The sequence below is a fragment of the Agrobacterium vaccinii genome, from assembly GCF_021310995.1.
Taxonomy (GTDB): Bacteria; Pseudomonadota; Alphaproteobacteria; order Rhizobiales; family Rhizobiaceae; genus Agrobacterium; species Agrobacterium vaccinii.
Map to the genome: position 1 here is coordinate 1,821,541 of NZ_CP054150.1, position 26,972 is coordinate 1,848,512.

Annotated in this window: 28 protein-coding genes; 15 read left to right on the plus strand and 13 right to left on the minus strand. The window is 57.7% G+C overall.

Annotated features, from left to right (window positions below):
• Window positions 1-5: 5 nt before the first annotated feature.
• Window positions 6-377, minus strand: a complete 372-nt coding sequence (yidD, locus tag HRR99_RS09130) for a membrane protein insertion efficiency factor YidD (protein WP_233121286.1) — start codon at window positions 375-377, stop codon at window positions 6-8.
• Between the two features lie 3 nt (window positions 378-380).
• Window positions 381-821 (minus strand): iron-sulfur cluster assembly scaffold protein, encoded by a 441-nt coding sequence (locus tag HRR99_RS09135; protein WP_111838444.1) that lies wholly within the window; start codon window positions 819-821, stop codon window positions 381-383.
• A gap of 264 nt (window positions 822-1,085) precedes the next feature.
• On the opposite strand from HRR99_RS09135, the gene folE reads away from it, so the two are divergent.
• The 3 genes from folE (at window position 1,086) to HRR99_RS09150 (ending at window position 3,301) form a co-directional block, all read left to right on the plus strand.
• Window positions 1,086-1,712 (plus strand): GTP cyclohydrolase I FolE, encoded by a 627-nt coding sequence (gene folE, locus HRR99_RS09140; protein ID WP_233121287.1) that lies wholly within the window; start codon window positions 1,086-1,088, stop codon window positions 1,710-1,712.
• 88 nt (window positions 1,713-1,800) lie between these two features.
• The gene (hisI, locus tag HRR99_RS09145) at window positions 1,801-2,259 is read left to right on the plus strand and encodes a phosphoribosyl-AMP cyclohydrolase (RefSeq protein ID WP_233121289.1); all 459 of its coding nucleotides are present in this window, start codon (window positions 1,801-1,803) and stop codon (window positions 2,257-2,259) included.
• 91 nt (window positions 2,260-2,350) lie between these two features.
• Complete coding sequence (locus HRR99_RS09150) at window positions 2,351-3,301, plus strand: patatin-like phospholipase family protein (protein WP_233121291.1); 951 nt, start codon at window positions 2,351-2,353, stop codon at window positions 3,299-3,301.
• A 163-nt stretch (window positions 3,302-3,464) separates the two neighbouring features.
• Here the strand turns inward: HRR99_RS09150 and HRR99_RS09155 are convergent, their stop codons facing one another.
• From HRR99_RS09155 to HRR99_RS09165, 3 genes are all read right to left on the minus strand, one after another.
• Window positions 3,465-4,625 (minus strand): IS4 family transposase, encoded by a 1,161-nt coding sequence (locus HRR99_RS09155; protein ID WP_233121293.1) that lies wholly within the window; start codon window positions 4,623-4,625, stop codon window positions 3,465-3,467.
• 224 nt (window positions 4,626-4,849) lie between these two features.
• On the minus strand, window positions 4,850-5,284 hold the full coding sequence (locus tag HRR99_RS09160; RefSeq protein WP_111838069.1) for a CBS domain-containing protein: 435 nt from the start codon (window positions 5,282-5,284) through the stop codon (window positions 4,850-4,852).
• A 130-nt stretch (window positions 5,285-5,414) separates the two neighbouring features.
• Window positions 5,415-6,182: a rhomboid family intramembrane serine protease gene (locus HRR99_RS09165; protein ID WP_233121294.1), complete on the minus strand. Its 768-nt coding sequence runs from the start codon at window positions 6,180-6,182 to the stop codon at window positions 5,415-5,417.
• A 230-nt stretch (window positions 6,183-6,412) separates the two neighbouring features.
• On the opposite strand from HRR99_RS09165, the gene HRR99_RS09170 reads away from it, so the two are divergent.
• From HRR99_RS09170 to HRR99_RS09180, 3 genes are all read left to right on the plus strand, one after another.
• Window positions 6,413-6,970, plus strand: coding sequence for a PAS domain-containing protein (locus HRR99_RS09170; RefSeq protein ID WP_233121296.1), 558 nt, complete (start codon window positions 6,413-6,415; stop codon window positions 6,968-6,970).
• A 93-nt stretch (window positions 6,971-7,063) separates the two neighbouring features.
• Window positions 7,064-7,678 (plus strand): PilZ domain-containing protein, encoded by a 615-nt coding sequence (locus HRR99_RS09175; protein WP_233121297.1) that lies wholly within the window; start codon window positions 7,064-7,066, stop codon window positions 7,676-7,678.
• Between the two features lie 550 nt (window positions 7,679-8,228).
• Window positions 8,229-8,837, plus strand: a complete 609-nt coding sequence (locus tag HRR99_RS09180; protein ID WP_233121299.1) for a transglutaminase-like cysteine peptidase — start codon at window positions 8,229-8,231, stop codon at window positions 8,835-8,837.
• A gap of 205 nt (window positions 8,838-9,042) precedes the next feature.
• Here the strand turns inward: HRR99_RS09180 and HRR99_RS09185 are convergent, their stop codons facing one another.
• Window positions 9,043-9,477: a DUF1489 family protein gene (locus HRR99_RS09185; protein ID WP_111838064.1), complete on the minus strand. Its 435-nt coding sequence runs from the start codon at window positions 9,475-9,477 to the stop codon at window positions 9,043-9,045.
• Window positions 9,478-9,531: 54 nt separating this feature from the next.
• A complete protein-coding gene (locus HRR99_RS09190) occupies window positions 9,532-10,935 on the minus strand; it encodes an L-serine ammonia-lyase (RefSeq protein WP_233121301.1) in 1,404 nt (467 codons plus the stop codon).
• 663 nt (window positions 10,936-11,598) lie between these two features.
• Here HRR99_RS09190 and HRR99_RS09195 point away from each other — a divergent pair.
• Window positions 11,599-11,952 carry a hypothetical protein gene (locus tag HRR99_RS09195; protein ID WP_233121302.1) on the plus strand — a complete coding sequence of 118 codons (354 nt, stop codon included), beginning with the start codon at window positions 11,599-11,601 and terminating at the stop codon, window positions 11,950-11,952.
• Between the two features lie 10 nt (window positions 11,953-11,962).
• Here the strand turns inward: HRR99_RS09195 and HRR99_RS09200 are convergent, their stop codons facing one another.
• The 3 genes from HRR99_RS09200 to HRR99_RS09210 form a co-directional block, all read right to left on the minus strand.
• The gene (locus tag HRR99_RS09200; RefSeq protein WP_233121304.1) at window positions 11,963-12,715 is read right to left on the minus strand and encodes a phosphodiester glycosidase family protein; all 753 of its coding nucleotides are present in this window, start codon (window positions 12,713-12,715) and stop codon (window positions 11,963-11,965) included.
• A gap of 145 nt (window positions 12,716-12,860) precedes the next feature.
• On the minus strand, window positions 12,861-13,022 hold the full coding sequence (locus HRR99_RS09205) for an entericidin domain-containing protein (RefSeq protein WP_111838061.1): 162 nt from the start codon (window positions 13,020-13,022) through the stop codon (window positions 12,861-12,863).
• Window positions 13,023-13,137: 115 nt separating this feature from the next.
• The gene (locus HRR99_RS09210) at window positions 13,138-14,034 is read right to left on the minus strand and encodes a LysR family transcriptional regulator (RefSeq protein WP_111838442.1); all 897 of its coding nucleotides are present in this window, start codon (window positions 14,032-14,034) and stop codon (window positions 13,138-13,140) included.
• Between the two features lie 240 nt (window positions 14,035-14,274).
• On the opposite strand from HRR99_RS09210, the gene HRR99_RS09215 reads away from it, so the two are divergent.
• Together HRR99_RS09215 and glgX are read left to right on the plus strand one after the other, a co-directional pair.
• Window positions 14,275-14,490, plus strand: a complete 216-nt coding sequence (locus HRR99_RS09215; protein WP_233121306.1) for a hypothetical protein — start codon at window positions 14,275-14,277, stop codon at window positions 14,488-14,490.
• A 125-nt stretch (window positions 14,491-14,615) separates the two neighbouring features.
• On the plus strand, window positions 14,616-16,691 hold the full coding sequence (glgX, locus tag HRR99_RS09220; protein WP_233121308.1) for a glycogen debranching protein GlgX: 2,076 nt from the start codon (window positions 14,616-14,618) through the stop codon (window positions 16,689-16,691).
• A 221-nt stretch (window positions 16,692-16,912) separates the two neighbouring features.
• On the opposite strand, the gene HRR99_RS09225 is transcribed toward glgX, so the two are convergent.
• Window positions 16,913-17,341, minus strand: a complete 429-nt coding sequence (locus HRR99_RS09225; protein WP_111838058.1) for a response regulator — start codon at window positions 17,339-17,341, stop codon at window positions 16,913-16,915.
• 392 nt (window positions 17,342-17,733) lie between these two features.
• On the opposite strand from HRR99_RS09225, the gene HRR99_RS09230 reads away from it, so the two are divergent.
• Window positions 17,734-18,774 carry a GlxA family transcriptional regulator gene (locus HRR99_RS09230; RefSeq protein ID WP_111838057.1) on the plus strand — a complete coding sequence of 347 codons (1,041 nt, stop codon included), beginning with the start codon at window positions 17,734-17,736 and terminating at the stop codon, window positions 18,772-18,774.
• Here HRR99_RS09230 and HRR99_RS09235 read toward each other — a convergent pair.
• Window positions 18,771-20,246 carry an NAD(P)H-hydrate dehydratase gene (locus HRR99_RS09235; RefSeq protein ID WP_233121310.1) on the minus strand — a complete coding sequence of 492 codons (1,476 nt, stop codon included), beginning with the start codon at window positions 20,244-20,246 and terminating at the stop codon, window positions 18,771-18,773. The genes HRR99_RS09230 and HRR99_RS09235 overlap by 4 nt on opposite strands.
• Window positions 20,247-20,593: 347 nt before the next feature.
• Between HRR99_RS09235 and HRR99_RS09240 the strand changes: the two genes are divergently transcribed.
• From HRR99_RS09240 to hspQ, 4 genes are all read left to right on the plus strand, one after another.
• Complete coding sequence (locus HRR99_RS09240) at window positions 20,594-20,932, plus strand: P-II family nitrogen regulator (protein ID WP_007753933.1); 339 nt, start codon at window positions 20,594-20,596, stop codon at window positions 20,930-20,932.
• A 64-nt stretch (window positions 20,933-20,996) separates the two neighbouring features.
• On the plus strand, window positions 20,997-22,406 hold the full coding sequence (glnA, locus tag HRR99_RS09245) for a type I glutamate--ammonia ligase (RefSeq protein WP_111838056.1): 1,410 nt from the start codon (window positions 20,997-20,999) through the stop codon (window positions 22,404-22,406).
• Window positions 22,407-22,695: 289 nt separating this feature from the next.
• On the plus strand, window positions 22,696-23,613 hold the full coding sequence (locus tag HRR99_RS09250) for a DMT family transporter (protein WP_233121312.1): 918 nt from the start codon (window positions 22,696-22,698) through the stop codon (window positions 23,611-23,613).
• Window positions 23,614-23,692: 79 nt separating this feature from the next.
• Window positions 23,693-24,022 (plus strand): heat shock protein HspQ, encoded by a 330-nt coding sequence (hspQ, locus tag HRR99_RS09255; RefSeq protein ID WP_111838054.1) that lies wholly within the window; start codon window positions 23,693-23,695, stop codon window positions 24,020-24,022.
• Between the two features lie 73 nt (window positions 24,023-24,095).
• Here hspQ and HRR99_RS09260 read toward each other — a convergent pair whose 3' ends face one another.
• Complete coding sequence (locus tag HRR99_RS09260) at window positions 24,096-24,752, minus strand: invasion associated locus B family protein (RefSeq protein ID WP_045229040.1); 657 nt, start codon at window positions 24,750-24,752, stop codon at window positions 24,096-24,098.
• Between the two features lie 324 nt (window positions 24,753-25,076).
• On the opposite strand from HRR99_RS09260, the gene HRR99_RS09265 reads away from it, so the two are divergent.
• On the plus strand, window positions 25,077-26,903 hold the full coding sequence (locus HRR99_RS09265; protein WP_233121314.1) for an extracellular solute-binding protein: 1,827 nt from the start codon (window positions 25,077-25,079) through the stop codon (window positions 26,901-26,903).
• Window positions 26,904-26,972: the final 69 nt, after the last annotated feature.

Here is a 26,972-nt window from a genome sequence, read left to right on the forward strand (position 1 = left end):
CGTGCTTATCCCCCTGTGTTGGTTTGCTTTCTGGCCTGCCTCCAATAGGACCATGGTGCCCACCAGACATATGTATCGTCCAATTTTTCCACGACCGGATCAAGTCCGCTCGTCCCACCGGGTCCGCAGCGGGCGACACGAAAAAGCGTCAACCATCCGCCTGCCCAGAGGCCATGGCGCGCAAAAGCCTCATAGCCATATTCGGAACAGGTGGGAATGTGGCGGCAAGAATTGCCGACGAAGCCGGAGAAGGCGAGCTGGTAGAAGCGGATAAGGCCCATGCCGAGAAGACGTCCCGGCGTTTTGGCAAAGGAGCCTGACCAGTTGCGGGTTTTCGGCGTCTTGTCGGGGTGCTGGCAGTTCGGGTCGTTGCACACAGCTTAAGCCGGAAGGCGCTGCTCGGCCTCGATCTGGTCGAGACAGTCGCAGATGGCATCGAAGGTGAGCATTGTCGAGGCGTGACGGGCTTTGTAATCCTTGACGGGTTTCAGGATGCGCATATCCACAAAGCGGCCCTCCGGCCCCTCGCCGCCTGCCGTCAGCATGGCCAGCATATCGGCGCGTGCCTGACGCACTTCGCCGCTGGTTGCGCCGACAACGTTGTTGGCCATGATGGAGGACGAGGCTTGACCCAGCGCGCAGGCGCGGACCTCATGGGAAAAATCTGTGACCACACCATCGGCAAGCTTGACGTAAACCTTGACCTTGGAGCCGCAGAGCTTGGAATGTTTCTGCGCGCTGGCATCCGCATCCGGCATGGGACCGGTCAGCGGAATATTGCCGGCGAATTCGAGAATACGGTTGTTGTAAATATCGTCCATTGGCTGGTCCATTCGCGCAGGATTGATTTTTCAAACACTGTGTCATCAGTGGCAAGGCTTTTCTGCACGGGCGTCACCATTATATGTTACGACACATCGTCGTCATCAAGGTGCGGTGAATTTAATCCTTCCGTCACCGTTTTCGTGACCACAGACTTGCCAAATTGCCTGAAACCAACCAGATAGCAGGCGCGGCAACTTTGTACTCATGCCGTAACCTAATATTCAGGTGCGGATTTTCAACCGTGCCGGGAGACCAAAAAGATGGATGCTATCGTGAAGAATTTCCCCGGTGCAGGCACAAAGAACGACGCGGTCGATACGCGCCCCACACAGGCGGAAGCCGAAGACGCCGTGCGCGTTCTGCTTCGCTGGGCGGGCGACAATCCCGAACGCGAAGGCCTGCTCGATACGCCCAAGCGCGTGGCCAAGTCCTACCGTGAGCTCTTCGGCGGTTATGATCTGAATGCCAGCGACGTTCTGGGCACCACCTTCGAGGAAGTCGGCGGTTACGACGACATTATTCTCGTGCGCGACATTCCGTTCTACTCGCATTGCGAACACCATATGGTGCCCATCGTCGGCAAGGCGCATGTCGCCTATCTGCCAGCAGGACGGGTTCTGGGATTGTCCAAGATTGCCCGCGTGGTCGAAATCTACGGCCGCCGCTTGCAGACGCAGGAAACGATGACGGCGCAGATTTCGCTGGCCATCGAGACGACGCTGAAGCCACGCGGCGTGGCCGTGATGATCGATGCCGAGCACATGTGCATGTCCATGCGCGGCGTGCAGAAGCAGGGCTCCACCACGCTGACGACCAGCTTCACCGGCACATTCAAGTCCGAACCGGCGCAGCAGGCGCGGTTCATGACGATGGTCTACAACCGCTAAGATTAAAATCGATCTGACAGGGCGGCGCGGGCCGCCCTTTTTGATTTCTGCCAAGGCAATTCTTTGCCGCTTGTCATCAGAGGTTCCCATGTCTTCGATATTTCCGCCCGCACCTGCGGACAAGGAAGAGCTTGAGTCATCAGGTGCCTTCACACCGAAATTCGATGCCCACGGCCTCGTCACCGCCGTCGTGACCGACATCAAGGACGGCGAGTTGCTGATGGTGGCGCATATGAATGCGCAGGCGCTATCGCTGACGCTCGAAACAGGCATCGCGCATTATTACAGCCGCTCGCGCGATAAAATCTGGAAGAAGGGCGAGACCTCCGGCAACCTGCAGACCGTGCGGGAACTGCGCACCGATTGCGATCAGGATGCCATCTGGCTGAAGGTTTCAGTCGCAGGCCACGATGCAACCTGCCACACGGGTCGCCGCTCCTGCTTTTACAGGACTGTGACATTGGAAAACGGTCAGGCAATCACGACCGTTACTGACGAAACGCGGCACTTCGACCCGGCGGAAACCTACGGCACTCCGAAAAACTGATTATTTCCATTCCCTGCGCTCTTGTTACGATTATTATAGGAGTTGGCACAGTAAACTACAGATTGAGTGCATCTGCTTGGGAGTGAAATGGATGTTGGGTTGGGGATTGAACCGCGAAAATCCGGCAGCGATGGCGGCCTTGGAAAAGGTCGAACAGCAAAACTCTGCGCCCCTGCCCAAAATTCCCGATAACCGCATTGCGCTGGCACTGGGTGGCGGTGCCGCACGTGGCTGGGCCCATATCGGAGTTCTGCGGGCGCTGGATGAGGCGGGCGTGCAGATCGGCATGATCGCGGGCACCTCCATCGGCGCGTTGGTTGGCGGCTGTTATCTGGCAGGCAAGCTGGACGAACTCGAAGAATTCGCGCGATCGCTCACCATGCGCCGCATAGCAGGCCTGCTGGACCTGACGATTGGCGGCGGCGGCCTGTTCGGCGGCATGCGGCTGACCAAACGCATGCAGGAGCACCTTGTCGGCCTCAACATCGAAGACCTGGGACACCCCTTCATTGCCGTGGCAACGGAGCTTAAAACTGGCCACGAAGTGTGGGTGCACCAGGGCGACCTGATCACGGCGCTGCGCTCATCCTACGCTCTTCCTGGCATTTTCGAGCCTGTCCGCTGCAACGGCAGAACGCTGATCGACGGCGCACTGGTCAACCCGGTGCCTGTCTCCGTCTGCCGCGCCTATGAACAGACGCTGGTGGTGGCGGTGAACCTCAACTACGACATTTTCGGACGCTCCGCGGTGGTCAAGCACGGTGCAGGGCAAGCCAGCGGAGAACCCTTGCCCAAAGCACCATCCGAGACAGCACGCGTGGGCCTTCCCGGCGTCATGGTGCAAGCGTTCAACATCATTCAGGACAGGATTTCCCGCTCGCGCCTCGCCGGTGACCCGCCGGACCTGGCGCTGCATCCGCGCATCAACCACATAGGCCTGTCGGAATTCCACCGCGCCGCCGAATCAATCGAGCGCGGTTATGAGGAAGCGCGCTCGAGAATACCGGAACTGAAACGGATGCAGCAGGTGTTTCAGGGGTGATTGTGTCGGAAGGCACCCTCCCTCCGTCATTCGGCCTTGAGCCGAAATCCAGCGGCGCCACCTCGACTGCCGTCATCCTCGGGCTTGTCCCGAGGATCTGACCACGTTGAATGTCGGGGTGAGTTAGATCCTCGGGACGAGCCCACTGCTGTCCGGTTTAAACTTATGTCCATTGGAGCATCAGCTGGTCATTGTGGCATCTGCTGCTGTTGGGTGGTTTTAGAAGACGGTCTGTTCTTTTTCGATGCATGAGGTTGGCGCGCACGAGGCGGGCGAAGGCCCAGGGGCTTTTGATGGTCTTCTGGTCTGCCTGCGCCATGCGCAGAAGCAGGAAAGCGATGAGGGCCACGGTGATCTGGATGCGCACGGCGTTTTCTGAGACACCCAGGAAGTGCTTGATCTTCAAGGTCTGCTTGACCCATTTGAAGAACAGCTCGATAGCCCAGCGACGCTTGTAGAGATCGGCGATCTCTTGCGCAGTGGCATCGAGATCGTTCGACAGGATCCGCAGCACCTTGCCGGTATCGCTTTGCACCGTGATCTCGCGAACCGGGTCGCTGAACGGGTTCTTGCGGTTGCCGGCCTGACGGGCAGGCAGCAGACCAATGCGATCCGACAGGATGCGACCACCGTTTGCATCCGCGTCCTCCAGCGGCTGCTCATGCAACACCGTCAAGGGTGTATGGGACTTGAAGCGGGTGACGATGCGGCATCCGGCCTGATCCATCCTGGCCCACCACGAGAAATCATAATAGCCCAGATCAAAGACGTAGGTCGCGCCCGGTTCGATCGGCATGGCCTTGGCGGCGGTGATGTCATTGACATTGGCGGGTGTGACGGCGGCATAGATCGGTCGCTCTGCGCCCGCATCATAGACGATGTGGACCTTGGCTCCGCACGCCTTATGGGAGAACCGCGCCCATTGCGATCCTGCACCGGAAAGGCGAAGGCTCGTGGCATCGATCAGATAGGTCGCCTCGCCGACGGCCCGTCGCAACCCGCGCCCAGCTCGTGTGACCAGCTCGGCAAACAGACCGGTAAAGACCGCACTTGAGCGTTTGGCATTGGCATCAGCCAGCGTCGAACGTGAGGCCGGGCGTGCGCCGAGATGATAAAGGCGTGTCGAATGGCTTTCCAGACCGCCTTCGATCTCGTGCAAGCTGACAGCACCGGCCAGTTGCCCATACAGCAGGGCGATCAACTGGCTCTTGGTGGACAATCGCCGGATATGCTTGTCGGTGCCATGCTCATCCACAAGCCGCTCGAAGGTCGACCAGGAAATGCGCTTCAAAAGATCATGAAAAACGCTATTGTGATGCCGCACGGTGTTGCCTCTCTTTCGTGTCCAAATCGTCGCCAAACGCTTGAATACGAATAGAATCAACACCGTGCGCCGTGTCTACAAATTTAAACCGGACAGCAGTGGGACAAGCCCGAGGATGACGGCAGAGGTGTATTGCCGTCTATTACCAATTTACTGGAAAGGCCAAAATGCCGTGCCATTTAAGACAGCGGCAGGTCGATTCCAGAGTGACAGCGAGGACGCCCCTACCCCGCAATATAAGCCTTGATATGCTCCGCTTCGGCCTCCACCTCGCTGATACGGGCCTTCACCACGTCGCCGATGGAGATGATGCCGACGAGGCGGCCGCTGGCTTCTACGGGTAAGTGGCGGAAGCGGCCGCCGGTCATGAGTTCCATGAGATCGTCGGTGGTGGAGCCTTCGTGACAGCGCGTCACGTTCTTGGTCATGACATCTGCCACTGTTACCTGCAATGCGCCTGCGCCATGGCTGGCGATGGCCTTGACCATGTCGCGTTCCGTGAAAATGCCGAGAATGGCGCCCTTCTCATCGACCACCACGACCGCACCGATGCGGTGTTCGTGCAGGGTCACGGCGGCATCGCCCAGCGACATGCCGGGATCGACAGTCACCACATCGCGGCCCTTGAGATCGAGAAGCTCTTTCACAAATACAGGCATATTGTCCTCCTTGTCCGACGGTCCTAGACACCGCGCGCCGCGTCTCCTCCACAAACGCACGGTCAGGCTGGATGCCAATGGTGCGCCAGCGGACCATCGAAATCAATAGATTTCAGCGGCTTGGCAAAGCTCAATCGATTGTATCTGCAAACTGGCGGTCCACAGGTTTGCGGTCGAACAGTGCAAAAAACAGGAAGCCCAGCAGGAAGCCGAAGATATGCGCATCCCACGCCACTTCGCCGCCAGCATCGCCAAACAGGGGAATGCCGACAGCAATCAGCACATTGCCGAACAGCCACATCAGCGTGAAGATAAGCACCGTTCGGTTGGACAGAGACTGGAGGATGCCCTGACGCGGCAGGAGATGGCCAAGCGACGGGTGGTAGCGTCCGCCGCGTGCGGGAAACACGAAGCGGCACGCCGCGCCCATCAGCGCCGAGACGACACCGGATGCGCCGATCAGCACCGTTGGATCACCCCAATGCAGGAATGCGTGGCCGAAGGCGGCGACGGCTGACGAAATGCACCAGAGCAAAATGAAACGCGACGTACCGATTCGGCGCAGCACCGGCGCACCGAAAGCCATCAGCCAGAGGCTGTTGAAAAGAATATGTTCGATGCCGCCATGCAAAAGCGAATAGGTGATGGGCGTCCACAGCCACTCCAGACCTTGTTGCGACAGTGCCGTGGCGTAGCGCAGGGGAATGAAGCCGAAGGTGAACAGGAACCAGCCGTAACCATCATCCGACAGGACATAGGACGAGATCACATGGATGACGACCATCAGCGCAATGACGGCGACGAGCGCGCCAGGCAGGTTGAAAACAGGGGTTTTCTGCGTGGCCTGCGCCTGCTCTAGCTCATCCACTTCGGGCCGTTCACCGTCATTATGCGTCATCAGCCCGTCTTCTCCTCGTCTCGCGTTCCGCAAAAGCCATTGGGAGCAATATAGTAACGCTGCGAGAAAAAGAAGCACCGACAAGGGCGCGCACCTGCAACTAAAAATGCCGTCGTGCCTTTTGTTGACCAGACGCGTGGCATGGAAATCGCTTGGACATCTTCAGCACCGCACATCAAGACGGCTTGTGTCCCGAAACGACACAGGTGCGGCGGCCCGGAGACCGTGTCATGAAGACAAATGCAAGTCTGGAGATCTACGCCTATTGGGATGCGTTGCGCGGCGAGCGCGCGGCACCTTTGCGCAGCGAGATCGACCCGTCGCATATCCGCCATGTGCTGCCCGACCTCTTCGTGCTGACCGATGCGGGCGATGACGCGCCCGTATTCCGCCTGACCGGAACGCGTCTCTACAATCTGTTCAGCCGCGAACTGCGCGACACGCCTTTTTCGATGATATGGCAACCGGATGCCGCCGAAGACGCCTGCCGCATTGCCAATGGCGTATTGCAGCACGAGCGGCCCGTGGTTTTCGACATCTGGTCCGAAAGCGTCAGCGGCCATGTCGCGCAGGCTTTCGAAATGTTGCTGCTGCCGCTGGAGGCGGAGCCGCACTTTCCGCCGCGCCTGCTGGGCGCCCTGATTTCCGATCCGCCGCTGGTGGATTTCGGCCAGCCCTTCAAGCCGCTCGCCTTGACGCGCAGCCGCCTGCTGGAGGAAACATCGGTGCAGTTGATGGCGCAGCGGACAGACTTCGGCTTTTCTTTGGATCGGTCTGTTTCATTATAAGAACCTACAATTATAATCGGCGTTAGTTACAGAACGGTCTGTTAACTCGACATCTGTAAAGAAGGGGGATCATTCCTCTTTACTGTGCTGCCCATGTTCTCATCCCGCTCAACCACCGTCGCATTTGCCGCCCGCTCCGTGGAATCGTCGCCTGCTGCCGAGGTTTTGCCTGTGGCACTGACTGGCCGGTTGATGGTGCCGTCGCAGGACGAGTATGATTGCACCGCGCACGAAATGACGGCAGAGACGGCACGCATCACCTGCTTCGTGCGACCGCGCAATGGCGACCGTATCATTGCCTATCTCCAGCACATCGGACGCGTCGAAGGTATCGTCAAGGCACTGACGGCGGATGGCTTCACCATCGCCATCATGGGCACGGAGCGCAAGCGTGAGAAGCTGGCTGCACAGCTGGCCTGGATTGCCAAGCGCCATGCCCTCGGCCTGCCGGAAGACCGCCGCCACGACCGTCTGACACCGCGCAACCCGCGCGCCGACCTGATGCTGAGCGACGGCAATATCGCGCCATGCAAAATCATCGACCTTTCGCTATCAGGTGCTGCGGTCGAAATCGACATTCGCCCTGCCATGGGCAGCAATGTGCGGCTGGGCAATATGGCTGGCCGGATCGTGCGCCACTTCATGGAAGGCGTCGCCATCGAGTTCGACGCGGTCCAGTCGCGCGATGCGCTAATAGAATTTCTATAATCCACCGACCCGCGCTCTAAACAACCGGCTACGCCTCGCGTCAGCCGGTTTTTTTGTGCCCGAAATTGCCGACAGCGAGCCTTGACGCGCAGTTTTTTGAACCCGAAATGCAGAAAAAACTGTGCCATTGCGGGAAAACGAAGAAATTTCAGAAAAATATCCGGAAAAATTGGCTGAAAATGCATCTCGAAACGCAACCTTTGATAGATTTTTACACCCGATAATTGTTCATCTGGCGTTCAGAATGCAAATGCATTGGGACAAGTATAGTCAAAGAATAGTTTAAGGGGCCGCACAAGGTTGAATGGTGCCCTGCCGCGTTAACCAAAAGCGGTTAAGAGACCATATTTTACAGCAACTTAAGGATAAATTCCAATAGAAATCATAATCGAAACGATAAAATTTGAATCAAATTTTGCTCAAATACAGCTAAAAACAACATCAAATAAAGCGCAGTTTTTCCTAAATTTAACGTCGAATTTGAGCGCCGTTATTTGCTGGCGGTCAAAATATCGGTGGCATTCTTCTCCTCACAACGGGGAGACAAGAAATGAAAAAAATCAGCCGTTTAGGATTTATGATTGCAGCAATGATCGCAGGTGCCTTTGCAACACAGGCAGAAGCATCGCCAGCCGCCGCAATGCGCATCATGGGCAAAGCCAATCCACCGATTGGTCACTACGAGTTTTGCCAGACCTACCAGAGCGAATGCCAGCCAACATCCGGCGACCGTGGCCCGCTGCGGTTGACGGAAGAAAACTGGAAGATGATCCTGGACGTGAACTACACGGTCAACACCACGATCACACCGATGACAGACATGGAAATCTACGGCGTTGAAGAGCGCTGGGCTTATCCAACAACTGTTGGCGACTGTGAGGACTACGTTCTTCTCAAGCGCAAGATGCTGATGAACAAGGGCATCTCCGCCTCCGACCTGCTGATCACGGTCGTCCTTCAGCCAAACGGTTCCGGCCATGCGGTTCTGACCGTGCGTACCGACCGTGGCGACTTCGTTCTGGATAACCTGCGCAACAAGGTCATGGACTGGTCCGAGACCGAATATACCTACCTCAAGCGCCAAGACAGCGCCAATCCGGGCCGCTGGGTCAAGGTTCAGGATGGCCGCGCCGTCAACGCCGTCGCAGGTATCAACTAACATCCAATGCTTATTGGCCGGCCCGTTTCCCCGCTTTTCTGACGGCCGCGCCAAAGAGCCGGTTCCTTGCCCCGGAACCGGCTCTTTTTTTGTGTCGCAGTTGCTAGAGCATTTCAGCAAAAGTGCGAAGCGGTTTTGCGCCCGGATAATGCGTTAAAACAAACAGATAGAGCGTTTTCGCGTTTCGAAGAAAAGCGGAAATGCTCTAGAGAAGGCCGAGTTCGGCGAGTTCGCGTTTCAATTCCGATGGCATGTCTTCGGGCAGGCCAGCACCGCCGAGATCACGCGGGGCATCGTCGGCAGTCAGATACCGCCAGCCCTGAAACGGTCGCTTGGGCGCGGGTGAGGTTTCGACCACCTCCGGTCCCAGAACCAGATCGCAGCGAGAAATACCGTCTTCGCCCTTGAAGGAGCGGATATCGAGGATCGACTGGCGCGCCTGTACCTGGCCTTTAATGACCCAGTATAGCGAGCCGCCATCCAGCAACTCCTCCGTCCGCTTGGGAAACATGCGCGTGGTGTGAACGCTGTGGGGTTCCAGCCCAGCCGCGATCGCGGTGAGCGCACGGTGGGAAACCCATTCGCGCAGATCGTCGATGGAATCTGCGCCGACACAAAGCTTGATGAGATGAAGAGCCATGGCCCTATCAAGGCCGTTTTGGGCCTTGCGTCAAGCATTGATAGGTTGCGCTGTTCAGCACTCCACGACATTCACGGCAAGGCCACCGGTAGAGGTTTCTTTGTACTTCTCGCTCATGTCGTTGCCGGTCTGGCGCATCGTCTCGATACAGGCATCCAGCGGCACGAAATGCTCGCCATCACCTTTCAGCGCGAGCGAAGCGGCGGTTACGGCTTTCACCGCGCCCAGTGCGTTTCGCTCGATGCAAGGGACCTGCACCAGTCCGGCGATGGGATCGCAGGTCATGCCGAGGTGATGTTCGAGTGCGATTTCCGCCGCATTTTCGATCTGCGCGGGTGAGCCACCCATGACGGCGGCAAGACCGGCAGCGGCCATGGCGGCGGCAGAGCCGACTTCGCCCTGACAGCCGACTTCGGCACCGGAAATGGAGGCATTGTGCTTGATGATGCCACCGATGGCGGCAGCCGTCAGCAGGAAATCCCTGATGTCATCCACCGTCGCATCTTCATGGAAGTGGCGGAAGTAGCGAACCGTGGCGGGCACGACACCGGCGGCGCCATTGGTCGGCGCTGTCACCACGCGACCGCCCGACGCATTCTCCTCGTTGACGGCCATGGCGTAGACGCTCAGCCAGTCATTGGCGAGCAGCGGGTTCAGGCGGTTACTGCGCCACTCGGCGTTCAGCTTGTCGTGAATGGAGCGGGCGCGGCGCTTGACCTTGAGGCCACCGGGCATGATGCCCTCGCCTTTCAGGCCGCGTTCGATACAGCCGTTCATGGCCTCCCAGATCTGGTCCAGCCGGTCATCCAGCTCCTGACGGCTCATGACGGTTTCCTCGTTGGCGCGCTTCATCTGCGAGATGGTGCGCCCGGACCGCTCGGCCATCTCCAGCATCTGCTTGGCCGAGGCGAAGGGATAAGGGACCTTGGGGCCATTATCGACCGTCTTTCCGCGCTGGCGCATTGCCTCCAGCTCGGTATCGGTCACCACAAAGCCACCGCCGACGGAGTAGTAGATGCGCTTCAAGAGCATCCGGCCCTGATTGTCATAGGCGGAAAAGGACATGCCGTTGGCGTGTCCCGGCAGTGGGTTCTTCTTGTCGAAGATCAGGTCTTCGGCGGGGCGAAACGCATAGGACGGGTGTCCAGCGGGTGAAACGCGTCCGGTCGTCTCGACCTGCGAGATAAGCGCGTCCATCGCATCGGGATCGACGAGGTCGGGGCGTTCTCCCGTCAGGCCCAGCACGACGGCGCGACCAGAGCCATGGCCAATGCCGGTAAAGGCAAGGGAGCCGTGCAGACTGACCTTGATGGCAGCAACGGTAGCGCCAGCTGGCCGTGGCCATTCATCCGAGAGGATTGTCTCCAGAAAGCGGTTCGCAGCCGACATGGGACCCATGGTGTGCGAACTGGAAGGCCCGATGCCGATCTTGAAGACGTCGAAGACCGAGAGAAACATGTGTATCCTGCCCTATGTATAGACTTATCGGGCCAGTCTATCCGAACCGTGGCATTGCGCCACATCAAAAATGGCCATGGCCTGTGCCGCCTGCGACATCATCCGGTTCAAACGAAAACAGCACGATTTCCGAGGAAACCGTGCTGCAATAACTGAAATATCGATGAGAGATTTTTACGGGCTACCAAATACGTAGGTCAAAGCGAGAAAAGCGGCAAAACCTGCAAGCGCGCGAAATGTTACGGCCCAGCAGGATTTCTGTGCGGTTTCGTCCATGATTACTCCAGCGTGTTACTCTCAGGCCGCTCATGCGTCAGCCAGTGGGTGAACCATTTATTAAAAACTTGTGACAAACGCAAATGCAAAAAACGGCTAAAGCAAGGCGTATTTGCCCATCTGCCATTCACTCACTGCATAGGTACAAGAAATTACAATGGCTTACCTGTTCAATACGAAACAAGGCATGCCGGAAGCCTGTCTCAATTTAGACCAAAGTGTAAACGGGGTCATATTTCGTTCACCATGATGCCGCCAGCTGTGTATAAACCCGCGCGGCGCAAGCCATTTGCCCCAACGGCCTGCCAGCCATATTGAACGCGTCTCGCATCTGGCTTATCGGGCATTCAAAGAATGATCGAACCCCTCGAGAAAGCGGTGACACAAATGCAAGCCACACCTTCCTCCTTCCCGGGTCGCGACACCGTCGCGGCGAAAATCGCCTCGTTCAGCCCCGAGGACGAAAGCTGGTTGAAACTGCTGCTCGAAAACGCGGCCCAGGACGAAAATCTGCTGGAAGGTCTGCGTCTGTTTCTGGACCAGCAGGCGGAAGCGCGGTTTCTCAACTCGCTGAAGCTGGAAAAATCTGGCGAATGGTTTGGTGTAAACGCCCCTTCCCGCATGCAGATTCGCCTTCACGAAGTATCGAAGAGCAGCCAGCATGCAGCCTTCACGGCATTTCGCAGCGGGCTGACGAAATCAGGCGGTCTGGAAAAGGCCTATCCGAAGGCACCGCTCTAAATCTGAGGGCTTAGTCAGGCACCCTGTCCACCACGGCAATGATGGGACCCATGGGGTGCCACCAGTCGCGACGTTTCGCGGCTGGAATATCGACGCTGGAAATGCTGCCATCCAGATAAAGCGCGTTGGGCGTATGCAGCCGATCGCGAAACAGCGTGGCGAAATCGTAGAAGCGGACGGCATTTTCCGAGATCGCGAAATGCACCATGCCATCCTCAGATACGCCGACACCATTGCGGGTATTGAGACTGTCGCTCTCGGGCAGGAAGCGCGGATGCAGTTCGCCATCGATGACGAGCATGGGGCCTGACTGGGTGGCGAAATCGGGCTTCAGATTGGCATTGAGATAGGCGCTGGTTTCCAGCACACCCGCCGTCTTGCCATCCATGAAAAATACGCCGTTGGGCTGCATGTGAAAATTGCCCCAGCCACCGCCAGTGCTGATCGTCTTCGTCTCGACGCCATTTTCGATGTGAAGGCCGACGGGCGACAAATCCCGGTGATACATGCCACCATTCATGGCAAAGGTGACGAAGCTGTGCTGGCGCCAAAGGGCCGATGACAGCGCCTCGAAGGACCCATAGGGTTTTCCCGCGACGTGGTCCCACTGGTAGAGCCGGATATTGCTTTTGGCAGGATCGAAGCTGCAGACGGTGTAGCGGCCACCCATATGGTCTATGGACTGACAGAAATCCGGCAGATCAGCCGCATTCACCGTTGTCGAAAACAGAAACGGCAGCAGATATCGTGCAAGCTTTCTCATCGTCCCTCGTCAGTCATGCGCTTCGTCGTGTGCACGCTTAGCAGAGGCAGAGAGACGAGAGTATGGCATAGCGCCAACGTTTCGGTGATAACAAAAAAGGCTGGCGAAGAGCGCCAGCCTTTTCTTGGATATTCAGCGGGACAGATTATCTGCGCGCGGCGCGATCAACGCTGCGTCCGGCAGCCTGTGTGCCATCCACAGTGCCTGCCACGTCCTTGCCAACGCCGCGGATCGTGTTACCGCAAGAGCTAAGGGAAACGAGAGCGATAAATACCGCAGCAATGGATGCGAAGAAACGTGTAGACATGCGTGAAACTCCCCTTGTGTTTGCGCAGATCGCACAAACGTGATGTCAATAGCGGGCAGATAACGCCGGATAACGGGGCCGGTTCCACGCGGTTGAAAAAATAATCCGATAAATTTCAAACAGCCTGCGCAACGTCGCGAAACGCGTTGCGAATGCTGTCTGCGACGGCCTGCACCGGACGTGTCGGTTTGTCTGCAACGATGAGACGAATATCGAAGCAGCCGAGTTCCGGCAGACCGTCTTTTTCGCTGAGGATAACCATGTCGTTTTGCACGTATGAGCGCGGCATAGGCGCAATTGCCAAGTCAGCCTCGATGGCCGCCTTTTGCGCCATGGTGTGGCCGCTGAGATAGGCCACGCGGAAGCGGCGACCCTGCTTTTCCAGCGAGGTGATGGCCTCGGAACGCCAGATGCAGCCGTCTTCCCAGATCGAAATCGGCAGCGGATCGCGAAGATGCGCCGTGCCGCATTTGGCACCGGTCCAGACCAACCGCTCGCGCATCAGCACTTCGCCGGTGTTGCGCAGTGGCAGAGAGGCGCAATTGACGAGCGCGATATCAAGCCGCTGCTCATCCATCCGCTTGTAGAGCTGTGAGCTGGAATCGATGGTGACATCGACCATGATGGCCGGGAACGCATCGGCGAAACGTTTGAGAATTCCGGCCAACAGGCGACGCTCGCCAATATCCTCAGGCGCGCCGAGGCGCACGACGCCCGACAGTTCCGGCATGACGAAGCGCGACACGGCCTCGTTGGACAGAGCGATCATGCGCCGGGCATAGGTCAGCAACGTCTCGCCATGGGCGGTCAGCGTCACGGAGCGCGCATCGCGCAGGAACAGCGTCGTCTTCAACTGCTCTTCCAGTTTCTTGATCTGCATCGATACCGCAGACGGCGTGCGGAAAACGACCTCAGCCGCCGTGGAGAAATTGCCGGTCTCGGCAATCGCCACAAAGGTTCTCAAGATATCATTGTCCAGCAGCGGCAAGGGTTGGCGGAAGGATACTGTCATGGCGATAGCCTTCAATTTTTCTCATTGATACATCGATATCATTTCGTTTGATTGAATGTCAACATTGCCGCACTCTCCTCACCATGCCGCTCGAGACACTTAGGCAAGCATAGGTTTTCGAGCATTTCGACACATAACGATTTTCGATCGATGACATAAAAATCATTCGATTGTTTGATGACATGCTTGAGCGCATATCTTCGTCGTCAACCGCCCATGAAACATGAAAGGAGATTGGACATGACCATGATCATCACCCACAGCAGGGGGCCATCGAGGGTCCGGCTGCATTCGCTATACTGGTTATCCCACCTTGTGGACCTAGGCCGTGATCTTCACGCATCCTGGCGTCGCAGGCAGTCTCTGCGCGCTCTCGAAGCCCTGCCCGCAGAAACGTTGAAGGATATCGGATGGCCATCAAGCGACAACAAGCGCATGCGAATTGCGCAGAAATAAACGCAGACAATATCGGACGTTGAATGGCTCGCAGAACCTGTTTCTGACGAGCCATTTTTTTGCACTGCGGAACAAATGGGCGACCACCACATTTTCCCCTGCCCCAATCAGCTAAGAGGATATTTATGGCCCAGTTCGGTTCCAGCATTCTGCCCGGCGACTTCACCCGTCTCGGCGCCAATTTCGACGGTGATGGCGTCAACTTCGCGATCTTCAGCGCCCATGCCGAACGCGTGGAACTTTGCCTCTTCGATGAGAGCGGTCAAAACGAAATCGAGCGCATCACACTGCCGGAATTCACCAACGAAATCTGGCACGGTTTCATTCCCGGCCTCAAGCCCGGCGCGCTCTACGGCTACCGTGTACACGGCCCCTACGACCCGGAAAACGGCCACCGCTTCAACCCCAACAAGCTGCTGATCGACCCTTACGCCCGTGAACTGGTGGGCGACATCGCGTGGGGTTCCGAGCAATTCGGCTATATCCTCGATGCCGAAGACAAGGACATGTCCTTCAACGACTCCGACAGCGCGGCCAAAATGCCGAAGTGCCGGGTGATCGACCCCAACGACCATGATTGGGGCAACGACAAGCGCCCGAATATTCCATGGTCGAAGACGATTTTTTACGAAACGCACGTCAAGGGCTTCACGCAACTGCACCCCGGCGTGCCGGAAAATCTGCGCGGAACCTATGAGGGTCTCGGCGACAAGCAGATCGTCGATTACATCAAGAGCCTTGGCGTTACCTCCGTCGAGCTGCTGCCGATCCATTCCTTCCCGGATGATTCGCATCTGCTGGAAAGAGGGCTGAAGAATTTCTGGGGCTACAACTCCCTCGGCTTCTTCTCTCCCGCATCGCGTTACTATGGCCCACGCGGCATGGCTGGCTTCCGCGATATGGTCAGGGCATTCCACGATGGCGGCATCGAGGTCATTCTGGATGTGGTCTATAACCACACGGCTGAAGGCAACGAGCTTGGGCCGACCTTGTCCTTCAAGGGTATCGACAACTTCTCCTATTACCGTACGATGCCGGACCAGCCGCGTTACTACATCAACGACACCGGCACCGGTAACACCGTCAACACCTCCCACCCGCGCGTCTTGCAGCTGGTAACGGATTCGCTGCGTTACTGGGCCGAAGACATGCACATCGACGGCTTCCGCTTCGACCTCGGCACCATTCTCGGTCGCGAGCCGGAAGGTTTCGACCAGCGCGGCGGTTTCTTCGATGCCGTTGGTCAGGACCCGGTGCTGTCAAAGCTGAAACTGGTCGGTGAACCCTGGGATATCGGCCCCGGCGGCTATCAGGTCGGCGGCTTCCCACCCGGCTGGGCAGAATGGAACGACAAATATCGCGATACGGTGCGTGAATACTGGAAGGACGAGGATGGCACGGCGGGCGACTTTGCCGCGCGTATCATGGGCTCCGGCGACGTCTACGATCTGCGCGGCCGCAGGCCATGGTCCAGCGTCAACTTCATCACCGCCCATGACGGCTTCACGCTGAACGACCTCGTTTCCTACAACGAGAAACACAACGAGGCGAACGGCGAGGACAACAAGGACGGCCACGACCACAACCGCAGCTTCAACTACGGCGCGGAAGGCCCGACCGATGATGAGAACATCATTGCCGTGCGCGATCGCCAGAAGCGCAACTTCATCGCAACCCTGTTCCTGTCCCATGGAACACCGATGCTGCTGGCCGGTGACGAATTCGGTCGCAGCCAGATGGGCAACAACAATGGCTATTGCCAGGACAGCGATCTGAGCTGGGTGCATTGGGAAAACCTGCCGGACAGCGCCGAGACTCTGCGCAAATTCACCGCGCGGTTGATCGAGCTCCGCCAGAACCACTCGATTCTACGCCGGGACAGCTGGCGCGACGGTACCCACACGACATGGCTGAACCCCGGCGGTGGCGAGCAGACGGAAGCACAGTGGAACGATCCGGGCTCCACATCGCTTGGCCTGCGCATGTCCCGCGATGGCGGTGACGATGCGGAAGAGTGGAACGACGTTCTGATTCTCTTCAACCCCCATGACGGCGCGGTGGAGTTCAAGCTGCCCGATGCCGAACATGGCTGGATGACAGAGCTGACGACCGCAGACCCGGAAACCGGAGGCGACAAGATCGCCAATGGCGATAACTACACGGTTGAAGGTCGTACTCTGGTGCTGTTGCGGGCTGCATAGTGGCGACGGCTGACGGGTTAAGTGCACACGAGCGGGGTTTGGATATCGACAGCGCTTCCCCTCACCGCCGTCATCCTCGGGCTTGTCCCGAGGATCTAATCACCCGCCCGCGCACTCTTCCCGTCGAATGCGCTTGAACGGCAGCAGATCCTTGGGACAAGCCCAAGGATGACGTCGGAAAAGAACAAAACGCCGGGCGAAATCCCGGCGCTTTTTTTGTCTCAGGGATGGCTGAGCTGGATGCCCGGTAGCCGCATGCTGCGCTTCCTGCGGCTCTTGACCTTGCCCGCGATCGATGCGCGCAACGCAAAGAAGATGTCGTCGAGGTGGTACGGCTTGCTGAAGAAGCGGACATCATTCGGCAGGTCAAGCGTATCGGGCGAATGGCCGCCTGACGTGACGATGACGGACATGTGCTCCTGACACGTCTCGATCATGCGGACCAAGTCCAGACCGGACAGGCCGCCGGGCATGTCGATGTCGGTGATGACGGCTGAGATATTGGCGACTTTGCCGATGGTGGCGACGGCTTCCAGCACGTTGGATGCTTCCAGCACCGTATACCCCGCCTCCTCCAGCGCATCGGCAAGCGTAAAACGAATGATCGGTTCGTCTTCGACGATCAGTACGGTCAAGCCAGTTTCAGACATACGCAATACTCCGCTCAAAAGCACCGGACGGGAACGGCGGCGCCGCTCAAAATGTCCGTGGCTGAAACAAAAGACGAAGCGGCGGTTCAGTGTGTCTCTCGTCAGTCCGCCGTTCCCTCACGTCGATAGAACGCGCAACGTCGCGATAGTGATCAAAGGCTGCGCCCGAAAATTGAAAACAATATTAATAAAATGCAAAATACTGAATTAAGATGTCGCTAACCTTACCATCGTCGGCTGGTGGTTTGACGAACATCAAGGCCCAATCACTCTTAGTTTTTTTGACAGCAAATAAGGCGTGTCGTATCTTGTGCCGAGAGTGTCGCATTTGCGATATACAGCGGACCGTTTCCAAGCAAGGAATTGCGTTTCCGCAATGGAGCATGGTCTTGATGAGCAAAACTCCTTCCAAAAAGCGCTCCGTGGTCTTTTTCATGGTCCCGCAATTCACCATGCTTCCCTTTACGGCGGCGGTGGAAACACTGCGCATCGCCAACCGAATGCTGGGCTATGCCGCCTATGAGTGGCGCCTGGCTTCCGCTGATGGTCAGAAGGTGGAATCATCGGCTGGGATCGCGCTGGAGGCCAAGACCTCGCTAGCGGAGGAGCGCAAATCCGTCAGCGGCGAAAACCGCCCCGACATGGTGCTGATCTGTTCGGGTATCGACATCGAGCAATACAGCAACAAGTCCGTCAACGCGTGGCTGCGGGAAGCCAACAATCGCGGCATCGCCGTCGGCAGCCTCTGTACGGGCGCACATGTGCTGGCCCAGGCAGGACTGCTGAATGGCAAGCGCTGTGCGATCCACTGGGAAAACCTGCCCGGCTTTTCCGAATCCTTTCCGCAGGTCGAGGTCTACGCCGACCTCTACGAGGTGGATGGCAACATCTACACCTGTGCGGGCGGCACGGCTTCGCTGGATATGATGCTGAACCTGATCGGGCAGGATTTCGGCGAAAACCTCGTCAACCGCGTCTGCGAGCAGCAATTGACCGACCGGGTGCGCAGCCCGCATGACCGCCAGCGTCTGCCCCTGCGCGCGCGTCTCGGCGTGCAAAACGACAAGGTTCTCTCGATCATCGAGTTGATGGAAAGCAATCTGTCCGAACCGCTCTCGCTGCTGGATATCGCCGATGATGCGGACCTTTCACGCAGGCAAGTGGAGCGGCTGTTCCGGCAGGAAATGGGACGTTCCCCCGCCCGCTACTACCTCGAGATCCGGCTGGACCGGGCGCGGCATCTTCTGGTGCAGTCGGCTATGCCGGTGGTCGAGGTGGCGGTCGCCTGCGGCTTCGTCTCGGCTTCGCATTTCTCGAAGTGTTATCGCGAAATCTACAATCGCACGCCGCAACAGGAGCGCGCCGAGCGCAAGCTGGTGATGAGCGCATCACGCATGGCAGCAGCGGCCAGTCAGGGCAAGGCCGCGCATTAAGCCCCGAACTGGCGGACCGCTGCGGCCAAATCTTCGGCGGTGAGGCCGGGGCCAAGGCGTTGCGCGGTTTCTCCATGCAGCCAGACGGCAGCGGCGGCGGCCTCAAACGCCGGAACCTTCTGAGCCAGAAAGCCGCCCGCGATACCCGCCAGCACGTCACCCGAACCCGCCGTCGCGAGATACGGCGGCGCATTGGTGTTGACGGCGGCACGGCCATCCGGGGCGGCAATGACCGTGTCTGCGCCTTTGTAGATGATGACGGCATTGGCCCGCGCCGCAGCAGTCAACGCTCTCTCGATCTTGCTCAGGTTCTTGTCCGCTATGAGGTCTGGAAACAGCCGACCGAACTCCCCCTCATGCGGCGTCAGAATGCGCGGTGCGCTGGAGGCGAACAGGTCGAAAAGCTGCTGCGGATCGTCCTTGAACGCGCTGATACCATCGGCATCCAGCACCAGCGCCTTGTCCTTCAACAGCGCGACGAAGCGGTGCGCCTTTTCGAAATCGCCGAAGCCGGGACCGAGGACATAGGTTTCGTGGCGTCTGTCCTCCAGCCACGCCGCCAGCGCATCATCGCCGTCGATGGGCGACACCATGACGGCGGTGAGGGTCGTAGAAAGCACGGGCACGGCATCTAAAGGCGCGGCGACGGTGACGATACCGGCACCAGCCCGGAAACCCGCCATCGCTGCCATGCGCGCAGCACCCGTGGCGTGGGATGGGCCGGAAAATACCGTGAGATGTCCGCGCTTGAACTTGTGCGTATCATCGTCCCCGCGCGGAAAAGCTCCGGTCCAAAGCGCCGGGTGGTTCTCCACGACAGCACCGCTGTGTTGGCTCAAAATGCGCTGGGGAATGCCGATATCGAAGACCTCGACTTCGCCGCAGAGGGAACGACCCGGCATGAGAAGATGACCGGGCTTGCGCGCCATGAAGGTGACAGTGTGCTGCGCCCGAAACGCACTGCTGAGTGCGACGCCCCGACGCCCGCACAAGCCCGAGGGAAGGTCCACGGCAATGACGGGAAGGCCCGCCTCCTCCACGCGAGCAATCACCGCCGAGACCTCTGCCGGAACATCGCGAGACAGGCCAGCACCGAAGATGGCGTCGATCACCACGTCGCCGGGTTGCGGCTGGTAGCGCTCCAGCGGTTCCGTCGGGCCGTTCCACGTTGCGAATGCCTGCTGCGCCGCGCCCTGCAAGCTCCTGATATCCCCGAAGAGATAGAGGGCGACTTCGGCACCGCTTTCGCGCAACGCCCGTGCCGCCACGAAACCATCACCGCCATTGTTGCCGGTGCCGCACAGCACAGCGTAACGCGTCGCCTGCGGGTAATGTCTGAGTGCGCTGGCAGAGACCGCCTGCCCTGCCCGCTCCATCAATGAGGATATGGACATGCCGCTTTTTTCGGCGTCCGCATCGACCCGGGACATGGCGGCGGGATTGAGTAAAGCATGGGCGATGGAGAAGGTCATGGGATCATACCAGCGCAAAACGAAGGAAAAGGCAATCGGCGCATAAATAGGCAAAATGGATTGCGCAAATGATAGGCAATTGAATAACTTATAAGCAAATGTTGATTTCGTATGACTTTTATGTTGCGCTTTTGAAATTGGGTAAAATCGTGGAAAAATCCGGTTTCCAGCCAATAGGAACGGTATATTTGTCCACAGAAACAGAGCAGACGCGTCAAAATTGGCGTGGCCGACAGTTTTTTTGAAGTTTTTTTATTCAAAGCGGCTTCCGATCTGGCACGATACGTGCATTCTTGTGGCAGAGCGGAAAGACCGCTTGAACGGGAGAAGCGGAGAGATATTTTCTCATGAAAAAGATCGAAGCGATCATTAAGCCTTTCAAGCTCGACGAAGTGAAGGAAGCCCTTCAGGAAGTCGGACTTCAGGGAATAACGGTTACAGAAGCCAAGGGCTTTGGTCGTCAAAAAGGCCATACGGAACTCTATCGCGGCGCGGAATATGTCGTCGACTTTTTGCCCAAGGTCAAAGTCGAGGTCGTGCTTGCGGATGAAAACGCGGATGCCGTTATCGAAGCCATTCGCAACGCTGCCCAGACAGGCCGCATCGGCGATGGAAAGATTTTCGTTTCCAACGTGGAAGAGGTCATTCGTATCCGTACGGGTGAGACAGGCGTAGACGCCATATAAAAAGACTGGGCCCGTAAAACAGGGGCTTAACCTTGTCATCATTACACTCAAGGAAAAGTTTAAAATGACGACCGCAAACGATATTCTGAAGCAGATCAAGGACAACGACGTAAAGTTCGTCGACCTGCGCTTTACCGATCCCAAGGGCAAGTTGCAGCACGTGACGATGGACGTCGCCTGCGTGGACGAAGACATGTTCGCTGATGGCGTCATGTTCGACGGCTCCTCCATCGGCGGCTGGAAGGCCATCAACGAGTCCGACATGGTGCTGATGCCCGACACGGGAACAGTTCACATGGACCCGTTCTTCGCGCAGTCCACCATGGTCATCATCTGTGACATTCTCGATCCGGTCTCCGGCGAGTCCTACAACCGCGATCCACGCGGAACGGCCAAGAAGGCCGAAGCCTACCTCAAGGCGTCCGGTATCGGCGACACGATTTTCGTTGGCCCAGAGCCGGAATTCTTCGTGTTTGACGACGTGAAGTACAAGGCAGACCCGTACAACACGGGCTTCAAGCTGGACTCGTCCGAGCTGCCATCCAACGACGACACCGATTACGAAACCGGCAATCTGGGCCACCGTCCACGCGTCAAGGGCGGCTACTTCCCGGTTCCTCCGGTCGATAGCCTTCAGGACATGCGTTCTGAAATGCTGACGGTTCTTGGTGAAATGGGCGTGGTCGTTGAAAAGCACCACCATGAAGTCGCTTCTGCACAGCACGAGCTGGGCGTGAAGTTCGATACGATGGTTTCGAGCGCCGACAAGATGCAGATCTACAAATATGTCGTGCATCAGGTTGCCAACGCTTACGGCAAGACGGCAACCTTTATGCCGAAGCCGATCTATGGCGACAACGGCTCCGGCATGCACGTTCACCAGTCCATCTGGAAGGGCGGCAAGCCGACCTTCGCTGGCGACGAATATGCTGGCCTGTCTGAAACCTGCCTCTACTACATCGGCGGCATCATCAAGCACGCCAAGGCGATCAACGCTTTCACCAACCCGACAACCAACTCCTACAAGCGTCTGGTTCCAGGTTACGAAGCACCGGTTCTCTTGGCCTATTCTGCCCGCAACCGTTCTGCATCCTGCCGCATTCCGTTCGGCTCCAACCCGAAGGCAAAGCGCGTCGAGGTTCGCTTCCCCGACCCGGCCCAGAACCCGTATCTCGGCTTCGCCGCGATGCTGATGGCCGGTCTCGATGGCATCAAGAACAAAATCCATCCCGGCAAGCCAATGGACAAGGATCTCTACGATCTTCCTGCAAAGGAACTCAAGAAGATCCCAACCGTCTGCGCCTCGCTGCGTGAAGCCCTCGACAGCCTCGACAAGGACCGCAAGTTCCTGACGGCTGGCGGCGTGTTCGATGACGACCAGATCGATGCCTTCATCGAACTGAAGATGCACGAAGTCATGCGCTACGAAATGACCCCGCATCCTGTCGAATTCGACATGTACTACTCGGCGTAATGGCCGGGAAAAGGCGCTCCTCGGGGCGCCTTTTTCTTTTGCCGTTAGGTATGGCGGGTGTGGCTCACCCCCCTCTGCCCTGCCGGGCATCTCCCCCACAGGTGGGGAGATCGACTCTTGGCAACCCCTCGACTATCTCTGACGTTGGGATTGGAGCATTGCCAGCGCGCCAAGCTAATCTCCCTCCTTGTGGGGGAGATGTCCGGCAGGACAGAGGGGGGTAAGCCACACCCACCACCATCAATGACCGACAGCCCGTCGACAATAATACGCATACCGGAAAGCCTCCATGACCGCAGCCACCGACACCGCCCCTCGCCTGCGTGACTGGTTGATTTTCCTCGCCGTACCCTTCTTCTTTTCCAGCAACGTCATTTTCGGACGCGGCGTCATTGGTGAGGTCTCACCCTTCGTTACCGCCTTTTTGCGCTGGTTCTTTTCGGTGCTGTTCGTCGCCCCCTTCATCATCCGAGACTGGCGGGCCTGCCTGCGTTTTATCCGTACAAAAACATTGCTGTGGCTTGTGCTGGGCTTCCTCGGCATGGGGATTTGTGGTGGCGTCGTCTATTGGGGCCTCACGCTGACATCGGCGGCCAATGGCACGCTGATCTATACGACATCGTCGCTGTTTATCATTCTGATCCAGCGCATACTCTACGGTCGCGCAATCCGACGGCTGGAGGTTGTCGGCATGGTCATCGCTTTTGCAGGTGTGGCGGCCATCGTGTTGAAAGGTGATGCGTCGCAGCTTCTGCACCTCGATTTCAATCTCGGTGATCTCGCCATTCTCGTCGCATCGATTTCGTTTGCCATCTACTCACTGCTGTTGCGAGATCCTGCTGCGAGAGAGATGGCGTCGCTCAGCCTGTTCGCCGTCATCGCATTGTCTGGCGCGCTGGTGCTGTTGCCACCTGCTGCCATGGAATTAGCCTATGGCGGCATGCTGCCCTCTTCGCTGTCCGCATGGGGCAAAATCGGCGGGATCATTGTTTTTGCGTCGGTGTCCGCGTTTTACTGCTTTACCCACACGGTGCGGGTCTTCGGACCGGCGACGGCAGGCATTACGCTTTATATGATGCCACCCGTGTCAATCGTCATGGCTGTCGCGTTTCTCGGTGAGCGCTTCGAACATTATCATGCGGTTGGTATCGTATTGGTAACAGGCGGCGTAGTGCTGGCGACAGCGCCTTTCGGAAAGCTGAGGTAACAAAATCGTACCTCACAACCGAATATCTTGATATTTTTCATTCGTACCCCAAATGGTATGGGGAAAGGATGTGCATGCCATGAAACAAAGAGACGCAAAATTTACGATTGGCGAGGTTGTTCGTCACAGGGTGTTTCCGTTCCGCGGTGTGGTATTCGACGTAGACCCGGAATATGCGAACACCGAGGAGTGGTGGAACGCAATTCCTGCGGAAATCCGTCCAGAACGTGACCAGCCCTTCTACCATCTGCTGGCAGAAAACGACGACACGGAATATGTCGCCTACGTCTCCGAGCAGAATCTGGTGCACGATGAAAGCGACCAGCCGCTGCGCAACCCCAATCTTTCCCGCATTTTCGACACCACTCCCAATGGTGTGTTGCGGGCGAAATCAGCGATGACTCACTGACCGCCATAACTGAAATCTGAACAACAAAAAACCGGCCTGAAATCTCAGGCCGGTTTTTTTAACGTCGAATATCTTAGTTCGCAGGCTTGGACTTTGCTGCGTCCTGAGCGGCTTCGAGCTTCTTGCGAGCTTCTTCAGCCTTCTTCTGCATGCCTTCCTGAAGGGAACGCTGGCTTTCAGCAAGCTGCGACTGCGTGATTGGCTGGCCGTCATAAGCACCGGTGAAGCCACTGAGAGCGATCTTGATCGGGTTTGGCGCGCGACGGAAGTTGATGGAGGTGAACACGATTTCCGTGCCCTTCTTCATGCTGGCAATCATCGCATCCGTCAAAGGCACTTCAGCCGTGCACTTGTCTGGAAGGCAGACAGCGTAGTCGAGCTTCTGGCCCTTGGCACCATCGATCTGCATCATGACGCCCGGAGGCAGCAGGCGTGCAGTTGGAACAGAAACCTGAAGCAGCTTGCGGTTGACCTTGCCTTCAACGCTGATGAGGCCGACAGCCGTGATCATCTGGCCGTTCTGGGCGAGAACAACGTTCTGCACGACGCAAACATCATTGTCTTCCTGCTTGCTGCAAGTCTTAAACCAGCCAAGCGGAGGCGCACCGGCACCACCTGCAGCAGGAGCAGCCTGCTGAGCCTGCGATACGGCTGGTGCAGACACGGCACCCAGCGAAAGAACGAGAGCAGACAAGCCTGCGCGGGTAAATGTGTTTGCGAATTGCATCATAAGAGTTCCGTCTCCTGAATTTTCTTATGCGAAGCAGAACGGGACGAACTGCTCAACATCATCGGTATCCGTCTGCCCGTTCCACTGTCGTTTAAATGAGGCAAATGCGTGACCCGACGGTTTCGGCAACCCTGTTACATCCCGTTGAGTGCGATATCCAGCACTTCTTTCAACTTTTCTTGAGCGCCGACAGATTTTCCGTGGTCGGATGCCTGCCATAGTTGGGTGTGATACATTCCCGCGGGAATCAATACAAGACGGGCGGCGTTTGGCCAACGTAGCAATGCCGTGATGAGACAGCCCGAATGTGACAGGACAATTACCATGCGAAGCCTTTTGGCGTTCATCCCCGCCCTTCTTTTTTCAGGTCTGGCGATGGCGGAACCACTCCACGGGATTTCGATGCATGGCACGGTAGCCCTGCCCTCCGACTATAAGAACTTTCCCTATGTGAAGCCGGACGTAAAAAAAGGCGGTCGCATTTCCTACGGCGTCGTTGGCACCTTCGATAGCCTCAATCCCTTTGTTCTAAAGGGCATGCGCACCACAGCGCGCGGCGTGTGGGACCCGGAATTCGGCAATCTGCTCTACGAGCCGCTGATGCAGCGGTCCAACGACGAACCCTTCTCGCTCTATGGCCTGCTGGCGGAAACCGCCGAATGGGATGACGACCGCACCTACATCCAGTTCAACATCAATACGAAAGCCAAATGGCAGGACGGCCAGCCTGTTACGCCCGATGATGTGATCTTCACCTTCAATCTTTTGAAGGAAAAAGGCCGCCCGCCCTTCAACAGCCGCCTGAACGGCGTGGCTAAGATGGAGAAGATCGGCGAGCACGGCGTGCGCTTCACCTTCAACGAAAATGCCAATCGCGAAACGCCACTCATTCTGGCGTCTTCGACACCGATCCTGCCGAAGCATGCCATCGATCAGGCGACATTCGAGCAAGGCGGCCTCGGCCCCGTGGTCGGCTCTGGCCCATACCGAATCAAAACGCTGCGCCCAGGAGAGCGTGTGGTTTGGGAGCGTAACCCTGATTACTGGGGCAAGGATGTGCCGTCCAAGGTCGGCTCTGATAATTACGACGAGATCAGCATTCTCTATTTCCTTCAGGTCACGACCATGTTCGAGGCCTTCAAGAAGGGCGATATCGACATCTACCCCGAAGGCGATGCCATCAATGGCTCAGCCGACTCATCACATTGGGGGCAGGCTTACAATTTCCCGGCCGTGCATCGCGGAGACATTGCCCGCGACGTTTTCGAATCGCGCCTGCCATCGGGCATGTTCGGCCTCGTCTTCAACACGCGACGCGCCATCTTTGCCGATGAGAAAGTACGCGAAGGCCTGTCCTATGCTCTCGATTTCGAGTGGATGAACCGCAACATTCTGGGCGGCGCCTTCCAGCGGACGCAAAGCTATTGGCAGAATTCGGCGCTCGGCGCCTTCGGCAACGCGGCGGATGCACGTGAACTTGCACTGCTGGGCGATGCCGCCAAGAAACTTCCGCCTGCACTGCTGGCTGGTACCTATGCCATGCCCGTGACCGATGGTTCCGGTGCCGACCGCAAGGTGCTGAAACTCGCCGTCGATAGGCTGAAGGAAGCCGGTTACACGATCAAAAGCGGCAAGATGTCCGATGCCAAGGACCGCCCGCTCGCCTTCGAAATCATGACACAGAACCCGGCGCAGGAGCGCATTGCGCTGGCCTATCAGCGGTCGCTGCGCCTCATCGGCGTCGATATGGCCATCCGCTCCGTCGATGACGGGCAGTATCAGGCCCGCTCCAACAGTTTCGACTATGACATGATCATCCGCTCGCTGCCGTCCTCGCTGTCGCCGGGGGCCGAACAGCTTAACCGCTGGGGCTCTGATTCGCGCGATGCCAATGGCAGCTTCAACTATACGGGCGTGGCCGATCCCGACGTGGACCGTATGCTGGAGGCGCTTTTGCAGGCGCGCTCGACCGAGGATTTCCAGGCCGCTGTGCGCGCCTATGACCGGCTGCTAACCGCAGGCCACTACATCATTCCGCTCTATTATATCGGTGCGCAGTGGGTGGCGCGGTGGAAATATATCGAGCGACCCGAGGCCACGCCGCTTCTGGGCAACCAGAAAAGCACATGGTGGGATGCACGCGCTCAATGAGGCGCGCAACATGGTTCTCTTGAGGTAACGCCTTGCGCACGCGCGGCAACGCCCCTAGATGAAGCGGAT